13 protein-coding genes are annotated in these 18,815 nt (G+C 46.8%); 9 read left to right on the top strand and 4 right to left on the bottom strand.

The window, feature by feature from the left end; all coding sequences use genetic code 11:
* Positions 1-203: 203 nt before the first annotated feature.
* Positions 204-1,208 carry a hypothetical protein gene (locus QT992_RS05095; RefSeq protein ID WP_333057895.1) on the bottom strand — a complete coding sequence of 335 codons (1,005 nt, stop codon included), beginning with the start codon at positions 1,206-1,208 and terminating at the stop codon, positions 204-206.
* An 876-nt stretch (positions 1,209-2,084) separates the two neighbouring features.
* Between QT992_RS05095 and QT992_RS05090 the strand changes: the two genes are divergently transcribed.
* On the top strand, positions 2,085-4,451 hold the full coding sequence (locus QT992_RS05090; protein ID WP_333057894.1) for a ribonuclease R family protein: 2,367 nt from the start codon (positions 2,085-2,087) through the stop codon (positions 4,449-4,451).
* A 238-nt stretch (positions 4,452-4,689) separates the two neighbouring features.
* Here the strand turns inward: QT992_RS05090 and QT992_RS05085 are convergent, their stop codons facing one another.
* The gene (locus QT992_RS05085; protein ID WP_333057893.1) at positions 4,690-6,246 is read right to left on the bottom strand and encodes a tetratricopeptide repeat protein; all 1,557 of its coding nucleotides are present in this window, start codon (positions 6,244-6,246) and stop codon (positions 4,690-4,692) included.
* A 342-nt stretch (positions 6,247-6,588) separates the two neighbouring features.
* On the opposite strand from QT992_RS05085, the gene QT992_RS05080 reads away from it, so the two are divergent.
* From QT992_RS05080 to QT992_RS05070, 3 genes are all read left to right on the top strand, one after another.
* Complete coding sequence (locus QT992_RS05080; protein ID WP_333057892.1) at positions 6,589-7,221, top strand: flavin prenyltransferase UbiX; 633 nt, start codon at positions 6,589-6,591, stop codon at positions 7,219-7,221.
* 72 nt (positions 7,222-7,293) lie between these two features.
* Complete coding sequence (locus QT992_RS05075; RefSeq protein ID WP_333057891.1) at positions 7,294-8,178, top strand: LapA family protein; 885 nt, start codon at positions 7,294-7,296, stop codon at positions 8,176-8,178.
* A gap of 22 nt (positions 8,179-8,200) precedes the next feature.
* Positions 8,201-8,752, top strand: coding sequence for a shikimate kinase (locus QT992_RS05070; protein ID WP_333376649.1), 552 nt, complete (start codon positions 8,201-8,203; stop codon positions 8,750-8,752).
* Between the two features lie 950 nt (positions 8,753-9,702).
* Here QT992_RS05070 and QT992_RS05065 read toward each other — a convergent pair.
* Together QT992_RS05065 and QT992_RS05060 are read right to left on the bottom strand one after the other, a co-directional pair.
* Positions 9,703-10,146, bottom strand: coding sequence for a hypothetical protein (locus QT992_RS05065; protein WP_333142069.1), 444 nt, complete (start codon positions 10,144-10,146; stop codon positions 9,703-9,705).
* Positions 10,147-10,211: 65 nt separating this feature from the next.
* Positions 10,212-10,616 carry an NIL domain-containing protein gene (locus QT992_RS05060; RefSeq protein WP_190741019.1) on the bottom strand — a complete coding sequence of 135 codons (405 nt, stop codon included), beginning with the start codon at positions 10,614-10,616 and terminating at the stop codon, positions 10,212-10,214.
* 177 nt (positions 10,617-10,793) lie between these two features.
* Between QT992_RS05060 and QT992_RS05055 the strand changes: the two genes are divergently transcribed.
* The 5 genes from QT992_RS05055 to QT992_RS05035 all read left to right on the top strand — a co-directional run bounded on the left by QT992_RS05055 (position 10,794) and on the right by QT992_RS05035 (position 18,361).
* Positions 10,794-11,396: a thioredoxin family protein gene (locus QT992_RS05055; RefSeq protein WP_333337133.1), complete on the top strand. Its 603-nt coding sequence runs from the start codon at positions 10,794-10,796 to the stop codon at positions 11,394-11,396.
* Between the two features lie 45 nt (positions 11,397-11,441).
* Positions 11,442-11,723 carry a hypothetical protein gene (locus QT992_RS05050; protein WP_333376647.1) on the top strand — a complete coding sequence of 94 codons (282 nt, stop codon included), beginning with the start codon at positions 11,442-11,444 and terminating at the stop codon, positions 11,721-11,723.
* Positions 11,724-11,934: 211 nt separating this feature from the next.
* Positions 11,935-15,159, top strand: coding sequence for an efflux RND transporter permease subunit (locus tag QT992_RS05045; protein WP_333337131.1), 3,225 nt, complete (start codon positions 11,935-11,937; stop codon positions 15,157-15,159).
* A gap of 462 nt (positions 15,160-15,621) precedes the next feature.
* Positions 15,622-16,749 (top strand): hypothetical protein, encoded by a 1,128-nt coding sequence (locus QT992_RS05040; protein ID WP_333337129.1) that lies wholly within the window; start codon positions 15,622-15,624, stop codon positions 16,747-16,749.
* Between the two features lie 484 nt (positions 16,750-17,233).
* Positions 17,234-18,361, top strand: a complete 1,128-nt coding sequence (locus QT992_RS05035; RefSeq protein ID WP_333337127.1) for a hypothetical protein — start codon at positions 17,234-17,236, stop codon at positions 18,359-18,361.
* Positions 18,362-18,815: the final 454 nt, after the last annotated feature.

The following is an 18,815-nucleotide window of genomic DNA, read 5'->3' as shown; positions in this document are numbered from 1 at the left end:
GGGCGAGAAACCGGGTTTTTTACCCTAATCTTTGGTTCTCAACCTTAATCTCTGTAAAAAACCCGGTTTCTTTAATCCGGGAGCAACGGGGGGCGAGAAACCGGGTTTTTTACCCTAATCTTTGGTTCTCAACCTTAATCTCTGTAAAAAACCCGGTTTCTTTAATCTAATAGCCTCCAGCGCCTTGTTTAGTTGCCGAATTCCTAGGGCAAAGATTCGAGATATTGCAGGAAGTCGAGCAATTCTACTTGATTTAAGAAATGGCGCGCTTCTTTGCCATAACCTTGTTTGAGATAATCTTTTCCTTGGTTGGCAGTCCAGCCCAGCCGCTGGATTTCCTCAGTGGTTCTGCTATAGATTTCTAGATATTCTAGGAAATCTACTAACTCTTCGCTAGAAAGCTCTCTCTGCGACGACTTGCCGTAATTGTGTTCCAGACACTGGGTTTCCTGTGGTTTTTTCCATCGCAGGCGTTTGAGGATGGCGTCTATTTGGGCGATCGTATCAGAATTATCCTCGATCGCATCGCTGGGAATTCCCACTGCGATCGGTTGCAACTCCCTGACTTCGGCCGCACCCTGTAGCAGTTCACTTTGGCTAGAAGTAGGCACATCCAGTTCCTGAAGTGGTTCGCCGTAGCTAGAAGAAAGCCAAGCGTCCGAGTCTAACTGCTTTGGTACAAATCCAGTAGCCTCCGCGCGATCGACCGTTGGCGGCAGCGGTGCCGGTACAGGTGCGATCGGCTCTTCATTTAATTTCGCTTCAGTCTTGACAAAATTGCTTTGATCTGTTTCCGGCAATTTGTCAGCAACAGGCATTTCTAGAACCGGAAGAGGAACACTTGTCGGCCCAACAGGAACCGGAACAGCAGGAGGAGGGGGAGGGGGAACAGCAGCAACCGGGGGAACAGCAGGAGGAGGGGGAGGGGGAACAGCAGCAACCGAAGCAACCGGAGCAACCGGAGCAACCGGAGGCGGCTCAACACTCGCGATCGCACGATCGGGCGCAGCAGATCCAAGAACAGCGATCGCTCGCAACCGGGCACGGTCTTCAGCATCCTCAACAGACTCAGCAGCCGACATAGCCGTAGCCAGAGTTTTGCCGTCAACCTGAACCAGACAGCGAACAACAAACTTACCGTGATGAACAGTCAGCAACTCACAGATTAACTGTCCAGCGGGATAAAGGGCGCGAAATTCAGCAAACATAATTTTTTGACCCCGAAACCAGAGGGGGCTTATGACTTAAGTGTAGTACAGCCCTGAGAAAACAATTTTCTGAAAGCACCTATTCAACATACAATAAATTAAAGGTGAGTCATCCGCGCAACCTTTCACGCCACTAAACCCCATCCCACATCCGGCAGTTTAAGCTAACAAGCACCGGGCGTCATTTCTACCTATAAGAGATGGCACAGCAACTAAGCAAAAGTAGTAAAAGTCTCCGGTTTGCGTACCTGCACTTTCTACAGCACAGATTGCTCCCGACCCGCTCGTTGCACCTCTGTCCGCAAGGGCCGATCGCGTGCAAAAAACAGGGGCATCGCAGCGGCGAGCTACTAGCAATTTTGCCTTGATCCGGTAAGTTCTTTGCTAAAGCAAGAGGCAAGAGGCACTTCAAAAGGAAGAAGGAACAACGCAGAAGGAAACAAGGCAGAAGGCAGAAATGCACATTTTCTCCCTCTCCATCCCTCCATCGGCTCATCCTCGACTCAAGCCGTTGCTTTCAGTATCGAGCCATCTTTTAAGAACCGACAGAGGCTTTCTAATTCGCCAAGTGCTCGGCGCTGCTGACCTAAAAGCAAACAAACCAACGCTAAAAAATTGTATTGGGGAATAGCGTGCGGGACAGTTGTCTGCACCGTCAGCAGTCAGTTCAAGACAGACAGCAGACAATTAGCACGAAGCCGGTGTCGGGAGAGAATCTCAAAAAAACCTCGCGATGAAACAAGGTGGCTGTGCTTGCGTCTCCACCTATCAACCCGCGTATTTGTTGGGAAGCAGGCACTGCGAGGGCCCGAGGGGGTGCGGCTGATTTCGCCAAAATTTAGACTAATTGCTGGAAACAAGAGGATCGATCGCTACATGGAATTTTCTATCGCTGCACTGCTGGCAAATTTTACAGAAGACAAATTAGTGGCTCCTAAAGCATTGGAGAAAAAACTCGACTGCAACGACGCCACCAGTCAACTCAAACTTCAAATCGCATTAGAAGCTCTAGAGAAAATTGGCATATTAGTCAAAGACAAAGGCCGCTATCGCCGAGTAGCTGAAGACGACGTAGTAGAAGCAAAACTGCGCTGTTCGAGCAAAGGATTTTGCTTTGCAATTCAAGACGCCGAAGGCTCAGAAGACGTTTACGTGCGGGAAAGTCACCTCTCGACAGCTTGGAACGGCGATCGAGTCTTAGTCAAAATCATCAAAGAAGGTAGCCGCCGCCGATCGCCCGAAGGCGAAGTCATGCTCATCCTCGAACGCGCCAACCCCTCGGTACTGGCGCGAGTCAAGCAAACCGCCACCCCCACAGGCCGCGTCAGCTACAGAGCAATCCCCCTGGACGATCGCCTGTTGTTTGAACTAGACTTGCTCGCAAATGGCACAAATCTCCAAGAGGCGATCGACCACCTAGTACACGTCGAAGTCAAACGCTACCCCCTCGGCACCCATCGCCCAGTCGGCAAAGTAGTACAGGTACTCGGTTCCGACGCCGAAGCCGCGGACGACCTCGACATCGTATGCTGCAAACACGACTTGCCGCGATCGTTCCCCGCCGCCGTCCTCAAAGCAGCCGAAAATTTGCCCAGCAAAGTCAAAAAAACCGACATCAAAAAACGCCTAGATTTGCGTAACATTCTGACTGTTAGCTTCAGCAAAAACGAACCGGGAACAACCAACAGCGAAAACCATGCCCCCCGAGTTGAGGAGGAAAATCTCTCCGAAGAAGGAGGCGAAAAGGAGTTTGATCCAACGTCATTCCTGTCCGATCCGCCAGTGGAACGCGCATTGTCGATCGAAACCCTGAAGCCCGGCCGCTGGCAAATAGGAATCCACATCAGCGACGCCGCCGAGTACGTGCAGCCAGAAACCCCGATCGACCGTGAAGCCCGCAAGCGAGGAACCGCCGCCCATCTGGGAGAAAAAATCATCGCCGTACTGCCAGAAACCCTCAACGAGCGCTGCTCCCTCCTGCCAGACAGCGAACGGCTGGCCTTCAGCATACTGCTCACCCTAGACGAATCAGGAGAACTCCTAGAATACGAGATTCAAGCCAGCGTCATTCAAATTGACTACCACCTCACCTACGAGCAAGCTCAAGCAATTCTCGAACCAGACGATGCCGAAGAGCACCCTTTATCCTCCACCCTCCGTCCTTTCCTAGATCAAATCGGGGCCGCCTCACAGGCAGCCAGACAGACAAGGCTCAAGCGAGGAGCTTTTGAACTAAATTTGCCCGATGCTAACTCTCACTTCGACGACGAAGGCGAATTAGGAGCTTTTGCAACAGCTCCCCCCGCCCAGTCGGCTGTCTCCGAGTTGGTGGTACTCGCCAACCAAGCTGTCGCCACCCACCTGCAAGCCTTGGGAGTCCCAGCAATTTACCGCGTCCAACCGATGCCAGACCCGGCAGACATTCAAGAGTTCATCAAACTCTCCAACAACCTCGGAGGCGAACTGTATCTCGAAACCGAAGAAGAAGTTTTGCCCTTGGACTTTCAGCGATTTACCCAGCAGTTTGCCGGCCTGAAGTCCGAAAGAGTTCTCACCTACCTGCTAGAAGACACCATGAAGCCCGCTGTTTACAGCACAACTCCCAAGCCGCACTTCGGTTTGGGGCTGTCAGAGGGTTACACGCGCTGCACTTCGCCGCTTTCCCGCTACGCCGATTTGCTGGTACTGCGGGTGTTGCAAGCGGTGTTCGAGCAAGGGCGCAGCAGCCGCACAACACGGGCTAAGGAAAAAGTTGACTTGCACCATTCCTCCTGTCACGGTCAAATTACTTGGAATGTTCTCCCCCCAGATTTGCACCACGAATTTGAGACGGAGTTTGCATCGGTAGTTGTACACCTAACCGAACGCGAAAGAGTTGCTGAGGATGCCGAAAGCGATTTGCAGGGATTGAAGAAAACCGGATTGATGAAAGAACGCACCGGCCAAACTTTCCAAGGTTTGATTACAGGCGTGCAGTCTTACGGTTTCTTTGTGGAAATTGAGGTGCGGCCGCCGGAGAGCGACATTTTGCGTGTTGAGGGATTGGTGCACGTTTCTTCGCTGAAGGATGACTGGTACGAATATCGATCGCGCCAGCAAACTCTGGTGGGCCGCAAAAACCGCAATCAGTACCGTTTGGGCGATCGGGTAGAAGTTCAAGTCAAGAGTGTTGATTACTACCGCCAGCAAATTGATTTAGTTGCAGTTGGCGGCGGCAGTCAAGCTTTTGATGATGATGAGTAGTTAGTTGATAGTTGATAGTTGATAGTTGATAGCTAACAGTAAAGGTAGGGTGCGTCGCCAGTTTCCAACTCTCGCCTGTTTCTAACAAACGTCTGCTGTTCAGAAACCGGGTTTCTTGATGAAACCCGGTTTCTGAAGTCCGCTTCAAGAAAAATCAGGCTTTTTTGCAAATATTGCGGTGCTAAAATTCGATACTTTCCCAAAAAATCAGGTTTCTGGACTCGAGTCAGTGAAGGATCTAGAGCATCTGTGAGGAGGTGGGGTGGAAGGCTTTCCCGCACACCAAGGCGCATATTTCTAGTCTCTCCGAACAAGACCAGCTTTTGGCTAAGTCTTTTTGATACCAAACATTTTCTAGCACTTCTTTGATAGATTTGCTGCGGAGGTTGTTAAATCCTTGCCCATATTTTTCAAACAGAGCGATCGCCTGGGTCCTATAAGTGTCGCTGTAATGAGCGTATTTGGTCTGAGCTGTATAGCAGCAGGGCCACAGTTCAGCGTCAAAACTAACGTAAATTTCAGCTTTCTTTTGCGACTGGCAGTTAATTTCAATGCCCTGAAAATAATTTTCTAATCCTCCATATTCTTGGACGGCTTTGCGAAAGTTGGGGATTTCTGGATTTTGATACTGGGGTAAGGAAGCCGGCTTGAGTTCTACGGAGCTTTCTTTGTTCGCTTTAGCAGCTTTAGCCGGAGCAATTTCTTGAGCGAGTTGGAGTTTAACGGCTTGCTGAAAAGCTTCATTTGCTTCTTCTATTTTACCTAATTGTGTCCAGATTTTGGCTAAATTTCGATACACTCCTGAAAAATTTGGTCTAATTTCAAGCGCTTTTTGATAGTGATAAATTGCGGATTCCCATTGTTTTTGAGAAGCATAAACGCTGCCCATATTTGCATAAACTTCGGCAAATTCTGGCTGAATTTCTAGGGCAGTTTTATAGGAGTTCATCGCTTCCTCCAGACAGTCTGTGAGCTGTAGCAGATTGCCTAATGTTTTGTGAGCGACGGCAAAGTTTGACTGAATTTCAAGTGCTTTTTGACAAGCTAAAAATGCTTGTTCTAAATTTTTTTCCGCTAAATAATCTTCAGCTTGTCGGTGAAAATTGAGAGCTGCTTTTTCTAGGGTGATGGGGGTAGAACGATCGCGCTTTTCCTGCGTCTGGGAGTCCACCTCTGCGATCGCCTCCTCCTTTTCTCCGACTTCATCAACCTCTGACAGCGCAAAGCGAGACGTTGCTTTAGCTTGAAATTTAATAAACCCCAGTCTACGGGCCAAAGCGCGAGCTTCTTCGACTTGGTGTTGATTGTGTTCAAAGACTAAATATTGCCACTCTGCTTGGCCACCGGCGCCAATAAAGGCCTCGACGGATTCCATAATCCGGTTCCAGTTTGTATTGCGACGGTAGAGGTGGTTGGTATCCGCTAATCCATCGATGGCAAAAATAACGCGATCTTCTGGTTGATTCAAAATTTTGGCCAATTGTCGCCACCAATCAGGGCTGCGTCCGCTACCATTGGTGTACATCCAAAGGTAATTGACTCCCATTTTGTGAAAATACTTTAGCGCCGGGAGAGTGGTATTACTCACCATCGCATCCCCAAAGTTGCCGCACAGGTAAATCCAAGACAACTGAGAGCAGAATTCTTTAGGGAAGATTCTCTTAATATCTGCTATTGTCAATTCTGTCATTGGCAAAATAGGGTTCCCCGTGCGCGGACACTGAGGACAACCGGCATTACATCGGGAGGTAATGTCTAATTGCACTATTTCGATATCTTCGTATCTTAAGAACATTGTCTGCCTCCCCTGATGTTAATAAAGTAAAGTTAGTAGTTCTATTGTGACACAGAGTTGGTCGTGGCTATCAGGATGTAAGATGGAGCTGGGATCTGGAACTCTGGCGATCGCAGTTAGCCTTTGTTTTTGTTAACGAAGAATAGGGTAATGATAATCCTGGCGATCGCAGTCGCATACTTTATTGTAGTATCCGGGGGTGTTGCAGGTGGCTATAGGTTTCGCCTTTTATTGTTATTAAGAGCGATCGCCACGCAATCATTGAATTGATTGATGAGTGTTGTGGCTGTTATTAGCACCTATCGCGCTATAATTAGTGAGCTTATTGCTGGATAATTGCCCATGACTAATTCTGTTTCAGTCCCCGCCCAACCTCTAATTGTAGGAGTTACCGGTGCATCGGGACTGATTTACGCGGTGCGAACTTTGAAATATTTGTTGGAAGCCGATCGCGCGATCGAACTGGTCGCTTCCAAGTCTACTTACATGGTTTGGCAAAGCGAACAGAACACTCGAATGCCCGCAGAACCCACGCTTCAAGAGGAATTCTGGCGGGAACAAGCAGGAGTAGCCACAATGGGTAAACTTCGGTGCCATCCCTGGCAAGATGTCGGTGCTAATATTGCTAGTGGCTCCTTTCGCACCCAAGGGATGATGATTATTCCCTGTAGCATGAGTACGCTGGGCAAGTTGGCGGCTGGCTTGAGCTCGGATTTGCTCGAAAGAGCGGCCGACGTTCAGCTCAAGGAAGGGCGAAAATTGGTACTCGTGCCTCGCGAAACGCCTTTTAGCTTGATTCACCTGCGGAATTTGACTACCTTGGCGGAAGCTGGAGCTAGAATTGTACCAGCGATTCCTGCTTGGTATCACAATCCGCAAACTATTGAAGATTTGGTAGACTTTGTGGTGGCTCGCGCTTTAGACCAGTTGGGGATTGATTGCGTTCCTCTCAAACGCTGGAAGGAAGAGGAGTAATAATTAGTCATTAGTCATTAGTCATTAGTTATTAGTTATTAGTGATTTACAAATTACAAATTAAAATTTGATATGCGTCCTGTTTTTTTGCTAGTAATTGTGGTAGGGCTAACTATTTTTGCCCTGCAAAATGTGGAGCCGGCATTATCGCTGGTATTTTTGGGAGTTCGATCGCCTGCTTTGCCTTTATCTATCTGGATTTTGCTGAGCATGGCGGTGGGATCTGTCACATCTTTATTGATTTCGGGTTTGCTCGCTTTTTCAAATTACCTATCTCCAACGGGAGACCGCAGCGGCAGATCCAGTCGCAGCGGTCCCGATACTTTCCCAGAGGACAGCAGAACACCTTACACGCCGCCTCCCCCTCCTAGAAAACAGGGAATTGACCCGGATCTGAATAGGGAAAATAGCCAAACTCAAGCTCCTGGTTCCTACCGAACTGAGTACGGCACGTCGGCGGGTTACAGTGCCCGGACTTTCCAGCAAGAAACTCCGAACCCGGATGGGGCGAAGGATTATGCTCAACCGGGGAGTTATGCAGCGGCAGACGATGAGGATGATTGGGTCTCAGATGGCTCAAAATCGCGTTCTCAAGGGGGCGATGATGATTGGGGGGACGATCGCGATTTTCCCGATCGACCGCAGGTAAATGATGTTCCAGCGGCAAATCCGAGGGCTTACGAAGCTCAGCAGGAACCGAAAAGCAAGTCTTGGGCTGGCTCAGTATATTCTTACGGCTATCGAGATCCGAGCCAGTCTGGGGTGGGACAAACAGAGTCTGTATACGATGCGGAGTATCGAGTGCTGATTCCTCTGGAAGGGCAGATTCCTAAACCCGCTGATGAAACACCAATAAATCCTATGGCAGAAGCAGATGAGGATTGGGGATTGGATGAGGGTGATGAGTTTGATGACGATGATGGCCTCAGTGGCAGATCGATTAACCTGAAAAAATAGAAAAATATCGGAGGATTTGGCAGTGGATGGGTTGAGGGGAGTAAATATCTATCTTGTCGGGATGATGGGTGCGGGAAAAACAACGGTGGGGCGGATTTTGGCAAAAAAATTAAAATACCGTTTTTTTGATACTGATGAACTAATTGTTCGAGTTGCTAATCAGTCAATTGCTGAGATTTTCGATCGAGAAGGGGAAGAGGCTTTTCGGGAACTAGAAAGTAAAGTGCTTGGGGAGTTGTCTGCGTATCAAAATTCGGTGGTGGCTACGGGCGGTGGCATTGTGACGCGATCGATGAATTGGGGTTACTTGCACTACGGTGTAGTGGTTTGGCTGGATGTGCCTGTAGATCAATTGTACGATCGACTGCGTTCGGACACCGCTCGACCCCTACTGCAGGAGGGCGAGCTCAAATCTAAGCTGCAAAGCCTTTTTAAAGAGCGAGAGCGTTTCTACACTCAAGCAGATGTCCGAGTCTATGCTGGTGTGGGTGAAAGGCCTGAAACAGTGGCGACTAGGGCGATCGAGGAAATCCAAAAAGTTATCAAACCAGAAACCGGGCCCGATCTCAATTGATACATTCAGAAACCGGGTTGCTGAGAAAATAAGCTGTCACGCATTTAAATTGCATATTTAGGGCGGGCTCTTAGGCCCAACCCCTACTCCCCACAAAGCTTAGATTATTTTTTGACATTCAATTTAAATGCACAACAGCTTAACAGGTTTCTGAGGACTTTTGGTATTAGTTCCCAAAAATAATGCAACCCTACGCAAGCTCCAAACCACCAGCTTAATCTGTCATTCCCAAAATCTAAAATCTAAAATCTAAAATCTAAAATGGTATGAGGATGTGGCGATGCGGAGATTTTATACAAGAACTAATGGCAGACTCATCTAATGCGTTAAAGTCGGCTATTGAGTTTTCCCTAAAAATAAAATGGCCCCACCGCTGAAGGGCTGTAGGGCGCAAGGACAGTTAAACGCTAACTTGATTGTCGGGAAATTTAGCATCAATGCTATCCTCCTATGTGACGATTTTACGATCGTCCATTCCCTCATCAACTCTCCCGTATCAAAAAATGTAACCCAGCACTGATCGAATTTAATCTGTCCTATTCTAAAAACAATACCTCATGCATTCTGACGAGCAGCTCCCTAAAGCTGCTTTTTTATTGGGATGAGTTTTTGGCTGCGGGACTTGCGGGCTCTTGGGAATAACATTTTGAGCAACAGTCCCTCCACCTCAATACTGCCCTAGGGGTTTTCAGTTCCACTCCCGGTGTGTCGGTAATTAGTAATTGGTAATCAGTAATTGGGAATTAGTAACGCGCAACGGGGAATCGGCAATTGAGAAGCTTTACCTCACGAGGCTGGAAAACTACTATGATGCGCGGAACGGGGAATTAATCCGGGGGTGGGGGATTGAAAAAAAATAAGCTGTATTTATTGATGGGCGAGCTGATAGTTTTGGGCTACATATCCGTTGCGAGTTATAGAATTTGGTTGGATGAATTTCCCGTTCCTCATTAAGAGAATACAAGCTTGCCTGTCCTTGACCAAAACTCGATCGCTCCGCCCAACCCCACACCTGTTAAAGAAATGGTAGCTAATACCGCAAAAGCCCGCCAATTCTTCCAACCAGACATTTGAATATCGAGTCTTGCCAAAGCTCCGGCTGAAATCAAGAGTAAACAAGTAGCAAAAAGGTGCAGCCAAGCAAAAACTACCACTGCCACAAAAGCTCCTACAATAATAGAAAGAAAAGCACCGATATCACTCGAAAACCACCGCAAAATTAAGGCTTTTATGTCTCTCAGAGGGAACGACAAGGCGACAGCAAATACTAAAATTGAAGCTATGGCTAGAAACCAAGTCAGGTGCGGGGGAACATCAAACTCAGATAATTTCCAGCCAAAAGTGAAATAAGTAACAAAAAGTAGAGTTAGGGAAACCCAAGAGTTTTTTTTCATCCAATCGCACCATTAGGAGAACCAGGCAAAAAAAAGATGATGCTCCCGATGAGTTTGTACAGGGCCTAGAGGTTAGTAGAAATAGCTTGCACCGGACAAGTAGGGATGCACTGCTCGCAAACGATACACCGCGATCGAGCAAAACTTAGTTTAAAGCTTTCTGGGTCAAGGGTCAAGGCTTCTGTCGGGCAAACTCCCGTACACAAACCGCAGTCAACGCAGATATCTTCGTCTATGAGTATTTCCCGACTGGCTAGGGAAACGCCGATATTTTGCGATCGCATCCAGTCGATCGCCGCTTCTAGTTGGTCGATGTCCCCTGATAACTCTAGCACCAGTTTGCCCACTTGATTCGGAGCCACCTGAGCGCGGATAATGTTGGCTGCAACATTAAAATCCTTTGCCAGTCGATAGGTGACAGGCATTTGGATCGATCGTTGGGGAAACGTCAGTGTTACCCGTTTTTTCACCCTGCAAGTCCTCGGTAATTTACAAACAATCTTTGTTATCTTATGTTTTAGCGCACTTGGCCTAATTCTGGCCTCTTCAAAAAATTTTATGAGATTGGTCTGATTATCTCAAAATGTGCTATAATCTGAATCTATTATTTAAGATACAAACATAGAAATAAAACCGCAATATATTTTATGACCCAGAATTCGCCCAACTCAACTGTCGCCCCCGCCGCCAAAAATCCCGAAACAAAAGTCGCCACGCGCCTCAGAAACTTATTGATCGTGTTAACAGCGATCGCCCTTTCAATATCAATCTTCTTCGGGCTGCAAACCCAAACGCCGTCAAGCAGTCTCACCGACATGGCAAAAGCTTCAACGCCATTAGAAACAGCTTTGGTAAATGGCAAACCGACACTGATGGAATTTTATGCTAATTGGTGCGGTAGCTGTCAGGCAATGGCTAAGGATCTGAGCGAAATCAAACAGAAATACGCCGAACCGATGAATTTTGTGATGCTGAATGTAGACAATGACAAATGGCTGCCAGAAATCACAAAATATCGAGTAGATGGCATTCCGCACTTTGTCTATTTGAACGATAAAGGCAGCGCCGTTGCTGAAACGATGGGCGAAATGCCGCGCAGTATTATGGAAGCTAACTTAGAAGCTTTAATTGCAGGAAAACCTCTGCCACACGTCCAAGCAGGCGGTCAAGTTTCTAATTTTACTCCCCCCACAGGGCCTGTGAAAACAAGTAGCTCCGACCCCCGCGCCCACGGCTCTCAAGTACAGTAAATGAAGGAAGAGAGAAAAGGGAAGAAGACTTTAGGAACAGGCAAGATGCCTATTCCACAACAAATAAACTTTCTTGTGGAACAGGCATCTTGCCTGTTCCTGATTACGGATGTAACGGATGTCAGGAAGAAGGAAGAAGGAAGAAGGAAGAAAGAAGAGGGAGAAGGGAAGAAGACTTTAGGAACAGGCAAGATGCCTATTCCACAACAAATAAACTTTCTTGTGGAACAGGCATCTTGCCTGTTCCTGATGGCGATAACTTACAGAGATTCAAAAGCCCCTTGCAATTTCTGGCAATCAGCGTTTTGGGCGATCGACTACCTCTAAAGGAATATTCAAAAAAACATTTTTCACAATTTATTAAAATTTATTATACTACTTGTCAGGTGCGGAGCGTAAATATTCTCTCACTCCCGATACACAATAAAGCCTGACCGAAAACAATTTAGTCGCCCGCCCCGCGATTCATTCCTTTGCAGGCTGAGTGACGGGGTAAACTTTTCAATTCTTTAATCTAAAATCTAAAATCTAAAATCGAATGACTCCCGACAAAACCGGATTCAGTATTAGCGCGACCGCCATTCGCCGCCACATCGGCACCCTCATGCTGACACTTGCTATTATAATCGTGGGCTTGTTTTACATCACCCAACTGCCCGTTGACTTGCTACCATCCATCACATATCCCCGCATCGGCGTGCGCTTAAACGCCCCCGGCGTCTCCCCAGAAGTAGCAATAGACGAAGTTACCCGCCCCCTCGAACAAGGACTTTCCGCCACTGAAGGCGTCATGCAAGTTTTCTCCCGGACTCGCGAAGGACAAGTCAGCGTCGATTTATTCTTCAAACCGGGGGGAAACATCGACCAGGCCCTCAACGACGCCACTGCGGCTGTCAACCGCATCCGCAACCGACTTCCCGATACAGTAGAATCGCCCACTCTCTTCAAAGTTGACCCTTCCCAGCAGCCGATTTACGAATTTGCCCTCACTTCCGACTCCCTGCAAGGAGTTGATTTGCGCGTATTTGCCGACGAAGAATTATCCAGAGAACTAAACGTAATTCCAGGAGTAGCAGCAGTTGACGTGGCCGGCGGCGTGCAAGAAGAAATTCAAGTAAATATTGACTTAAATCGCTTGCAATCTTTAGGGGTCAGTATTTCCGACGTTTTATCAGCCCTCGAATCCCGCAATCTCGACACTTCGGGCGGCCGGCTGCGGCAAGAAGCAGCGGAACCTTTAACCCGTACCGTCGGGCGATTTAAGAATGCGAAAGAAATTCAGGAAATTTCGTTTCAAGCATCGGGTTCCAATCCGCCAAAACGAGTTTTTTTGCGTGATTTTGCTCAGGTAATTGACGGTACAGAAGAAGAACGAGTTAAAGTATTTCTCAATCAGAAAGCCGCCGTAAAAATTACCATTCAAAAGCAGCCGGATGCTAATACTATCTCCGTTGTAGACGGCATCAAAAAGCGGCTAGAAGAATTAAAAGAATCCGGGCTCATTCCCGAAGGCACGACTATAGTCAATACTTTTGATGAGTCTAAGTTCATCCGCGATTCTATTAGCAACGTCGTATTTTCTGGTTTAACCGGGGCTGTTTTAGCCGGGGCATCTGTATTGCTGTTCCTCGCTTCCCTGCGCCAAACTTTGATTATTGTGCTGGCAATTCCCCTCGCAACTTTAATGGCGATTATTCTGATGGGAGTTTTTCACCTATCTCTCAACGTCTTCAGTTTGGGCGGTTTGGCACTGGGCGTGGGAATTGTGGTCGATAACTCGATCGTCATGCTGGAGAATATTGTCGAAGGAACCAGCAATAAAAACAGTGCCAACGGCAAGCAGCGCTTAAGTAACAAGCAGTTGATGCAGCAAGCAGAAAAAAGCAGCCAAGAATTAGAATCAGCTTTATTTGCTTCCACCATCACTAACTTAGTTGCCGTACTGCCATTTTTGCTAATAGGCGGCTTAGTTTCCTTACTTTTCAACGAATTAATTCTCACCATCACCTTTTCCGTCGCCGCCTCTCTGATTGTCGGATTGACAGTTGTACCGATGATGGCTTCTCGACTGCTAGCGCTGCGGGTATCCAGCGGTTTGAGCAACTTTTGGCCGCTGCGCGCATTCGATCGAGCTTTTACTAATGCTACGGCCGGTTACGGTAAATTTTTATCGGGCATAGTGCGGTGGCGGTTGATTATCATTGCAGTAGCAATTATTGGATTGGGCGGCGGCAGTTGGCTGATGGCTGGTCAAATTCCCCAGGAAATATTACCGAGAATTAATACCGGTCAAGCGAGATTGTTTGCTTTGTTTCCCGCCGGCACAAATTTGGCAACCAACCAAAAAATCATGGCAGAAGCTGAGAAAATTATCCTCAGCCAACCAGAAACTCAATACACTTTGACGACAGTGGGCGGGCTGTTGTTCGGCAACAATACGGTAGAAAATTTGCTGCGCGGCGGCTGCAACATTACGCTGAAACCTGGCACCAATACATTGGCTTTTGTGGAGCGAGTTACGCAAGAATTGAATAAAATTGATTTGCCCAAAAATACTCGTTTGCGGCTGAATCCAGAAAATGTGCGGGGTTTGGTTTTAACTAATTCGCCAGTGCGCGGCGCTGAAATTGATATCCTGCTTCAGGGCGAAAACGAACAAATATTGCAGCAAGCCGGCCGCGAGATATTGGGAACTTTGGATAAGAAGGTAAAATTAGCTCGTTTTCGCCCGGATGGAGACCCGCAGCAGACGGAAGTGCAGATTCGCCCCAACTGGGAACAAGCGGAAATCTACGGATTGAATGCGAGGCAAATTGGAGAGGCGATTCAGACAGCAATTCAAGGTTCGGTTCCCACGCAATTGCAGCGGGGAAACCGTTTGGTTGATGTGCGAGTACAATTCGATCGCGATTCTGTCCAATCGATTTCGGAACTAAAATTTATTCCTTTAACTGCTAGGGATAACAGCATTATCCGCTTGAGCGATGTGGCTAATATTGAACTGGGAAAAGCGCCTGGGGAAATTCAAAGGCTTAACCAGCGCCAAGTTTTCATGATTGCTGGGAATATTAATAAGGGCGCGAGTTTGGGTGATGCTTTGAAACAAGTGGATGAAGTTTTGTCGGAAATCAAATTGCCACCAGGAGTGCGAGTTATACCGAGTTCGGCGGCTGAAACTAACCGAGAATTGCAAAGTTCGCTGATTGTTTTGGGATCTTTGGCGGCGTTTTTGGTATTTGTGGTGATGGCGGTGCAGTACAATTCGCTTGTCGATCCGCTGGTGATTATGTTAACGGTGCCGCTGGCTTTGGCTGGGGGGATTTTCGGGTTGTATGCGACTAAAACTGCGATCGGCGCAACGGTGATTGTGGGGGCGATTTTGCTGGTGGGAATTGTGGTAAATAATGCGATTATTATGGTGGAGTTGGCGAACCAAATTCTGGAAGATGAAAAGGTCGATCGCACAACAGCAATTCTCAGGGCCGCACCTCAGCGCTTGCGTCCGATTTTGATGACAACTATTACCACAGTTTTGGGTTTATTCCCCCTAGCTTTGGGCATTGGAGACGGTTCGGAATTCTTGCAACCGCTGGGTGTGGTGGTGTTTTCCGGTTTGTCGCTGGCGACGCTACTGACGCTGTTTATTATTCCGTGTTTTTACATTTTGCTGCACGATTTATTTGGTATGTTTGCAGCGAAAAAGAAGCCGCACGGGGTTGTTATTCCCCTGCAGAAGGCGGGGAGAAAGACTACGAATTTGTAATATTTTAGTGCCAGCAAATACGCGCTTTTCCCGCAATCCGGCAGGGAATGAATTCCCTGCCTCATAGCGAAAGTCGGTTAAAACCGACTGTAGATTTTGAGGAAAAATACGATCTATTTCAGTCCTCTTTCAGAGGACTTTTGCTATGAGACAGGGAATTCATTCCCTGTCGGACTGTCGGTTAAAACCGACTGTAGATTTTGAGGAAAAATACGATCTATTTCAGTCCTCTTTCAGAGGACTTTCGCTATGAGACAGGGAATTCATTCCCTGTCGGACTGTCGGACTCACAAACAATACCGGTACTGCATTCGATCTTAAGTTAACGCGCCGATAATTAGTCGGTAAGGTGCGTCAGTAAACAGTCTCTGACTCCCCAAAGAAATTCCCGACTGACGCACCCTACGATAAATGCTGCAAGATTTCAGTTAAAATAGAGCTTATTTACGCTGAAATATCTTTATGCTGATTTTACCAAAACATGAAAGACAAATTGACTGGTCGTTCTCACACATAAATCAACCCATTAATTCCGAGTGGGCGACGATTGTCAGTGGCGATCGCAAAAAAGTCACTTTAGTCGATCGCAACTTGTCGCCAAAATACGAATACCAGCTTCCCGACGAAATTAGCTGTTTAGCCATTAGTCCCAAAGGCGATTTGCTGGCAGCAATTATGGCAAATGGCAATCATTTAGCAATTGTGACAGCAGAAAACCAGCTAGTTTTTGAAGAACAGCTACCTAACCCTCCTGTTAAGTTTTCGTATAACAAAAATGGATTTCAGGACTGCTGGTTTGATGCAGACGGCGTGCGTTTTTGGTGTATCAAATTAATTGAAGGCGAGGAAGTCGAGATTCAAATTCGCGATACTAATTCATGGCATATCCAGCGAAAAATTAGGCTCAAAGACCCTTTTTATGACCGTGGATTCTTGTTTCAACGACACCCAGAAAATCAAATTTTAGCTGTTTGGACTACCGAGGGTCAGGGCGAATCGCAAATCTATTGGCTTTATGATGATGGTATGACAATTCATGCCGTAGAGGTTCTCTGTGCCGATGATTACATGGGGCCTCCAGAATTTCACCCTGCTGGTGGCGAATTTCTAATAGTACATGATTGCGGCCGAAAAATCAGCCGATTCAGTTTTCCTGACCGCAATCTACTGGGAATATGCGAATGGCCTTGGCCTGGGCTGAGTGACGGTTTTGGTAGCTATATGTGCTACCTTTCAGACGATCGCATTCTAGTTAATACTGATGAAGGGCTCATGTATCTAATCGATATTGACAAAATGGAGATATCAGATGAACTGATTTTAATCGGTCACGAACCGCGCTCGTGTAAAGAACTTTACCCCACTCTCAAGGATCTTAAAGAAGAGCTTTGCGGCGACCTGAAATATTTCTATTGTTTTGATTCAGATAGCATTCTGTCCGTTCACTCACAAGTCCTGAGTCAAGAACCTGACTCTAAACAGAAGACATTAGTTATCTTCGGCGGAAAAGAGCTGTTTGGTTCCCTGGCGAAGGTACAACAATCCGCACCCTACAGTAAATTATTCATTCAATCTTTAGGCATTTCTTAAGGATTTTCAATACAAAACGCTTCTTGTGCCGTGTTAGCTTTTCACTCGCTTTCCCACAATCCGACAGGGTTGAAACCCCTGCCTCATAGCGAAAGTCGGTTAAAACCGACTGTAGATTTTGACGGGAAGTGCGAGGGATTTTAGTCCTCTTTCAGAGGACTTGAGCTATGAGACAGGGAATTCATTCCCTGTCGGACTGTCGGTTAAAACCGACTGTAGATTTTGACGGGAAGTGCGAGGGATTTTAGTCCTCTTTCAGAGGACTTGAGCTATGAGACAGGGAATGAATTCCCTGTCGGACTGTCGGACTCACAAACAATACCGGTACTGCATTCGATCTTAAGTTAACGCGCCGATAATTAGTCGGTAAGGTGCGTCAGTAAACAGTCTCTGACTCCCCAAAGAAATTCCACACTGACGCACCCTACGATAAATGCTGCAAGATTTCAGTTAAAATAGAGCTTATTTACGCTGAAATATCTTTATGCTGATTTTACCAAAACATGAAAGACAAATTGACTGGGGTATCTTAGCCATAAATCAACGCACTGATTCCGATTGGACTATTGCGACAAGTTGCGATAGCAAAAAAGTCACTTTAGTCGATCGTAACTTGTCGCCAAAATACGAATACCAGCTTCCCGACGAAATTAGCCATTCAGCCATCAGCCCCAAAGGCGATTTGCTGGCAGCAATTATGGCAAATGGCAATCATTTAGCAATTGTGGCAGCAGAAAACCAGCTAGTTTTTGAAGAACAGCTACCTAACCCTCCTGTTAAGCATTATTTGGATAACGAGAATGGATTTCGGGACTGCTGGTTTGATGCAGACGGCGTGCGTTTTTGGTGCATGAAAGTAATTGAAGCTCAAGAAGTCGAGATTCAAATTCGCGATACCAATTCATGGCAAATCCAGCGAAAACTTTTGCTCAAAGACCCTTTTGGATGGAGTTCCTTCTCGTTTCACCCGCACCCGGAAAATCAAATTTTAGCTATTTGGGCTGCTGCCGGTCAGGACGGAGAGCAAATCTATTGGCTGTATGATGATGGTACAGAAATTCACGCCGTGGAAGTTCCATGTCCCGATGACACAGGGCCTCCAGAATTTCATCCTGCTGGTAGCGAATTTGTGGTTCTACATGGTTGTGAGCGAACAATCAGCCGATTCAGTTTTCCTGACTGCAATCTACTGGGAATATGCGAATGGCCTTGGCCTGATTCTGATGACGGTTTTCTCTTCTCTATGTGCTACCTATCGGACGATCGCCTTCTAATCAACAGTAATGAAGGACTTATGTATCTAATCGATCTTAACAAAATGGAGATATCAGATGAACTGATTTTAAGCGGTCATGAACCGCGCTCGTGTAAAGAACTTTACCCTACTCTCAAGGATATTAAAGAACAGCTTTGCGGCGACTTGCACTATTTCTATCGTTGGGATTCAGATAGCATTCTGTCCGTTCATTCACAAATCCTGACTCAAGAACCTGAATCTCAACAGAAGACATTAGTTATCTTCGGGGGAAAAGAGTTGTTTGGTTCGCTGGCGAAGGTACAAGAATCGGCACCCTACAGTAAATTATTCATTCAATCTTTAGGCATTTCTTAAGGATTTTTAATACAAAACGCTTCTTGTGCCGTGTTAGCTTTTCACTCGCTTTCCCACAATCCGACAGGGTTGAAACCCCTGCCTCATAGCGAAAGTCGGTTAAAACCGACTGTAGATTTTGACGGGAAGTGCGAGGGATTTTAGTCCTCTTTCAGAGGACTTGAGCTATGAGACAGGGAATTCATTCCCTGTCGGACTGTCGGTTAAAACCGACTGTAGATTTTGACGGGAAGTGCGATCGATTTAGTCCTCTTGAGCGAGGACTTTAGCTATGAGACAGGGAATTCATTCCCTGTCGGACTGTCGGACTCACAAACAATATCGGTGCTGCATTTGATGTTAAGCTGACGCACCGTAATAAAATCAGCCAGTAAGGTGAATTTGACATCATAAATTGTTTATGCTACAATATATACTACAGAGCAATAAGCAAAATAAATCTCAATAAAAATGC

The organism is Microcoleus sp. T3_D1 (assembly GCF_036700405.1).
In the GTDB taxonomy this organism is placed as follows: Bacteria; Cyanobacteriota; Cyanobacteriia; order Cyanobacteriales; family Microcoleaceae; genus Microcoleus.
Note: the sequence above shows the minus strand (reverse complement) of the source record. Positions and strands in the feature narration are given on the sequence as shown.

What these genes read in the sequence shown, in the direction of transcription:
- QT992_RS05095 (WP_333057895.1), bottom strand. Translation starts at nt 1,208, where the DNA reads ATGTTTGCTGAATTTCGCGCCCTTTATCCCGCTGGACAGTTAATCTGT.
- QT992_RS05065 (WP_333142069.1), bottom strand. Translation starts at nt 10,146, where the DNA reads ATGAAAAAAAACTCTTGGGTTTCCCTAACTCTACTTTTTGTTACTTAT.
- QT992_RS05080 (WP_333057892.1), top strand. Translation starts at nt 6,589, where the DNA reads ATGACTAATTCTGTTTCAGTCCCCGCCCAACCTCTAATTGTAGGAGTT.
- QT992_RS05055 (WP_333337133.1), top strand. Translation starts at nt 10,794, where the DNA reads ATGACCCAGAATTCGCCCAACTCAACTGTCGCCCCCGCCGCCAAAAAT.
- QT992_RS05045 (WP_333337131.1), top strand. Translation starts at nt 11,935, where the DNA reads ATGACTCCCGACAAAACCGGATTCAGTATTAGCGCGACCGCCATTCGC.
- QT992_RS05035 (WP_333337127.1), top strand. Translation starts at nt 17,234, where the DNA reads ATGCTGATTTTACCAAAACATGAAAGACAAATTGACTGGGGTATCTTA.
- QT992_RS05085 (WP_333057893.1), bottom strand. Translation starts at nt 6,246, where the DNA reads ATGTTCTTAAGATACGAAGATATCGAAATAGTGCAATTAGACATTACC.
- QT992_RS05075 (WP_333057891.1), top strand. Translation starts at nt 7,294, where the DNA reads ATGCGTCCTGTTTTTTTGCTAGTAATTGTGGTAGGGCTAACTATTTTT.
- QT992_RS05050 (WP_333376647.1), top strand. Translation starts at nt 11,442, where the DNA reads ATGCCTATTCCACAACAAATAAACTTTCTTGTGGAACAGGCATCTTGC.
- QT992_RS05040 (WP_333337129.1), top strand. Translation starts at nt 15,622, where the DNA reads ATGCTGATTTTACCAAAACATGAAAGACAAATTGACTGGTCGTTCTCA.
- QT992_RS05090 (WP_333057894.1), top strand. Translation starts at nt 2,085, where the DNA reads ATGGAATTTTCTATCGCTGCACTGCTGGCAAATTTTACAGAAGACAAA.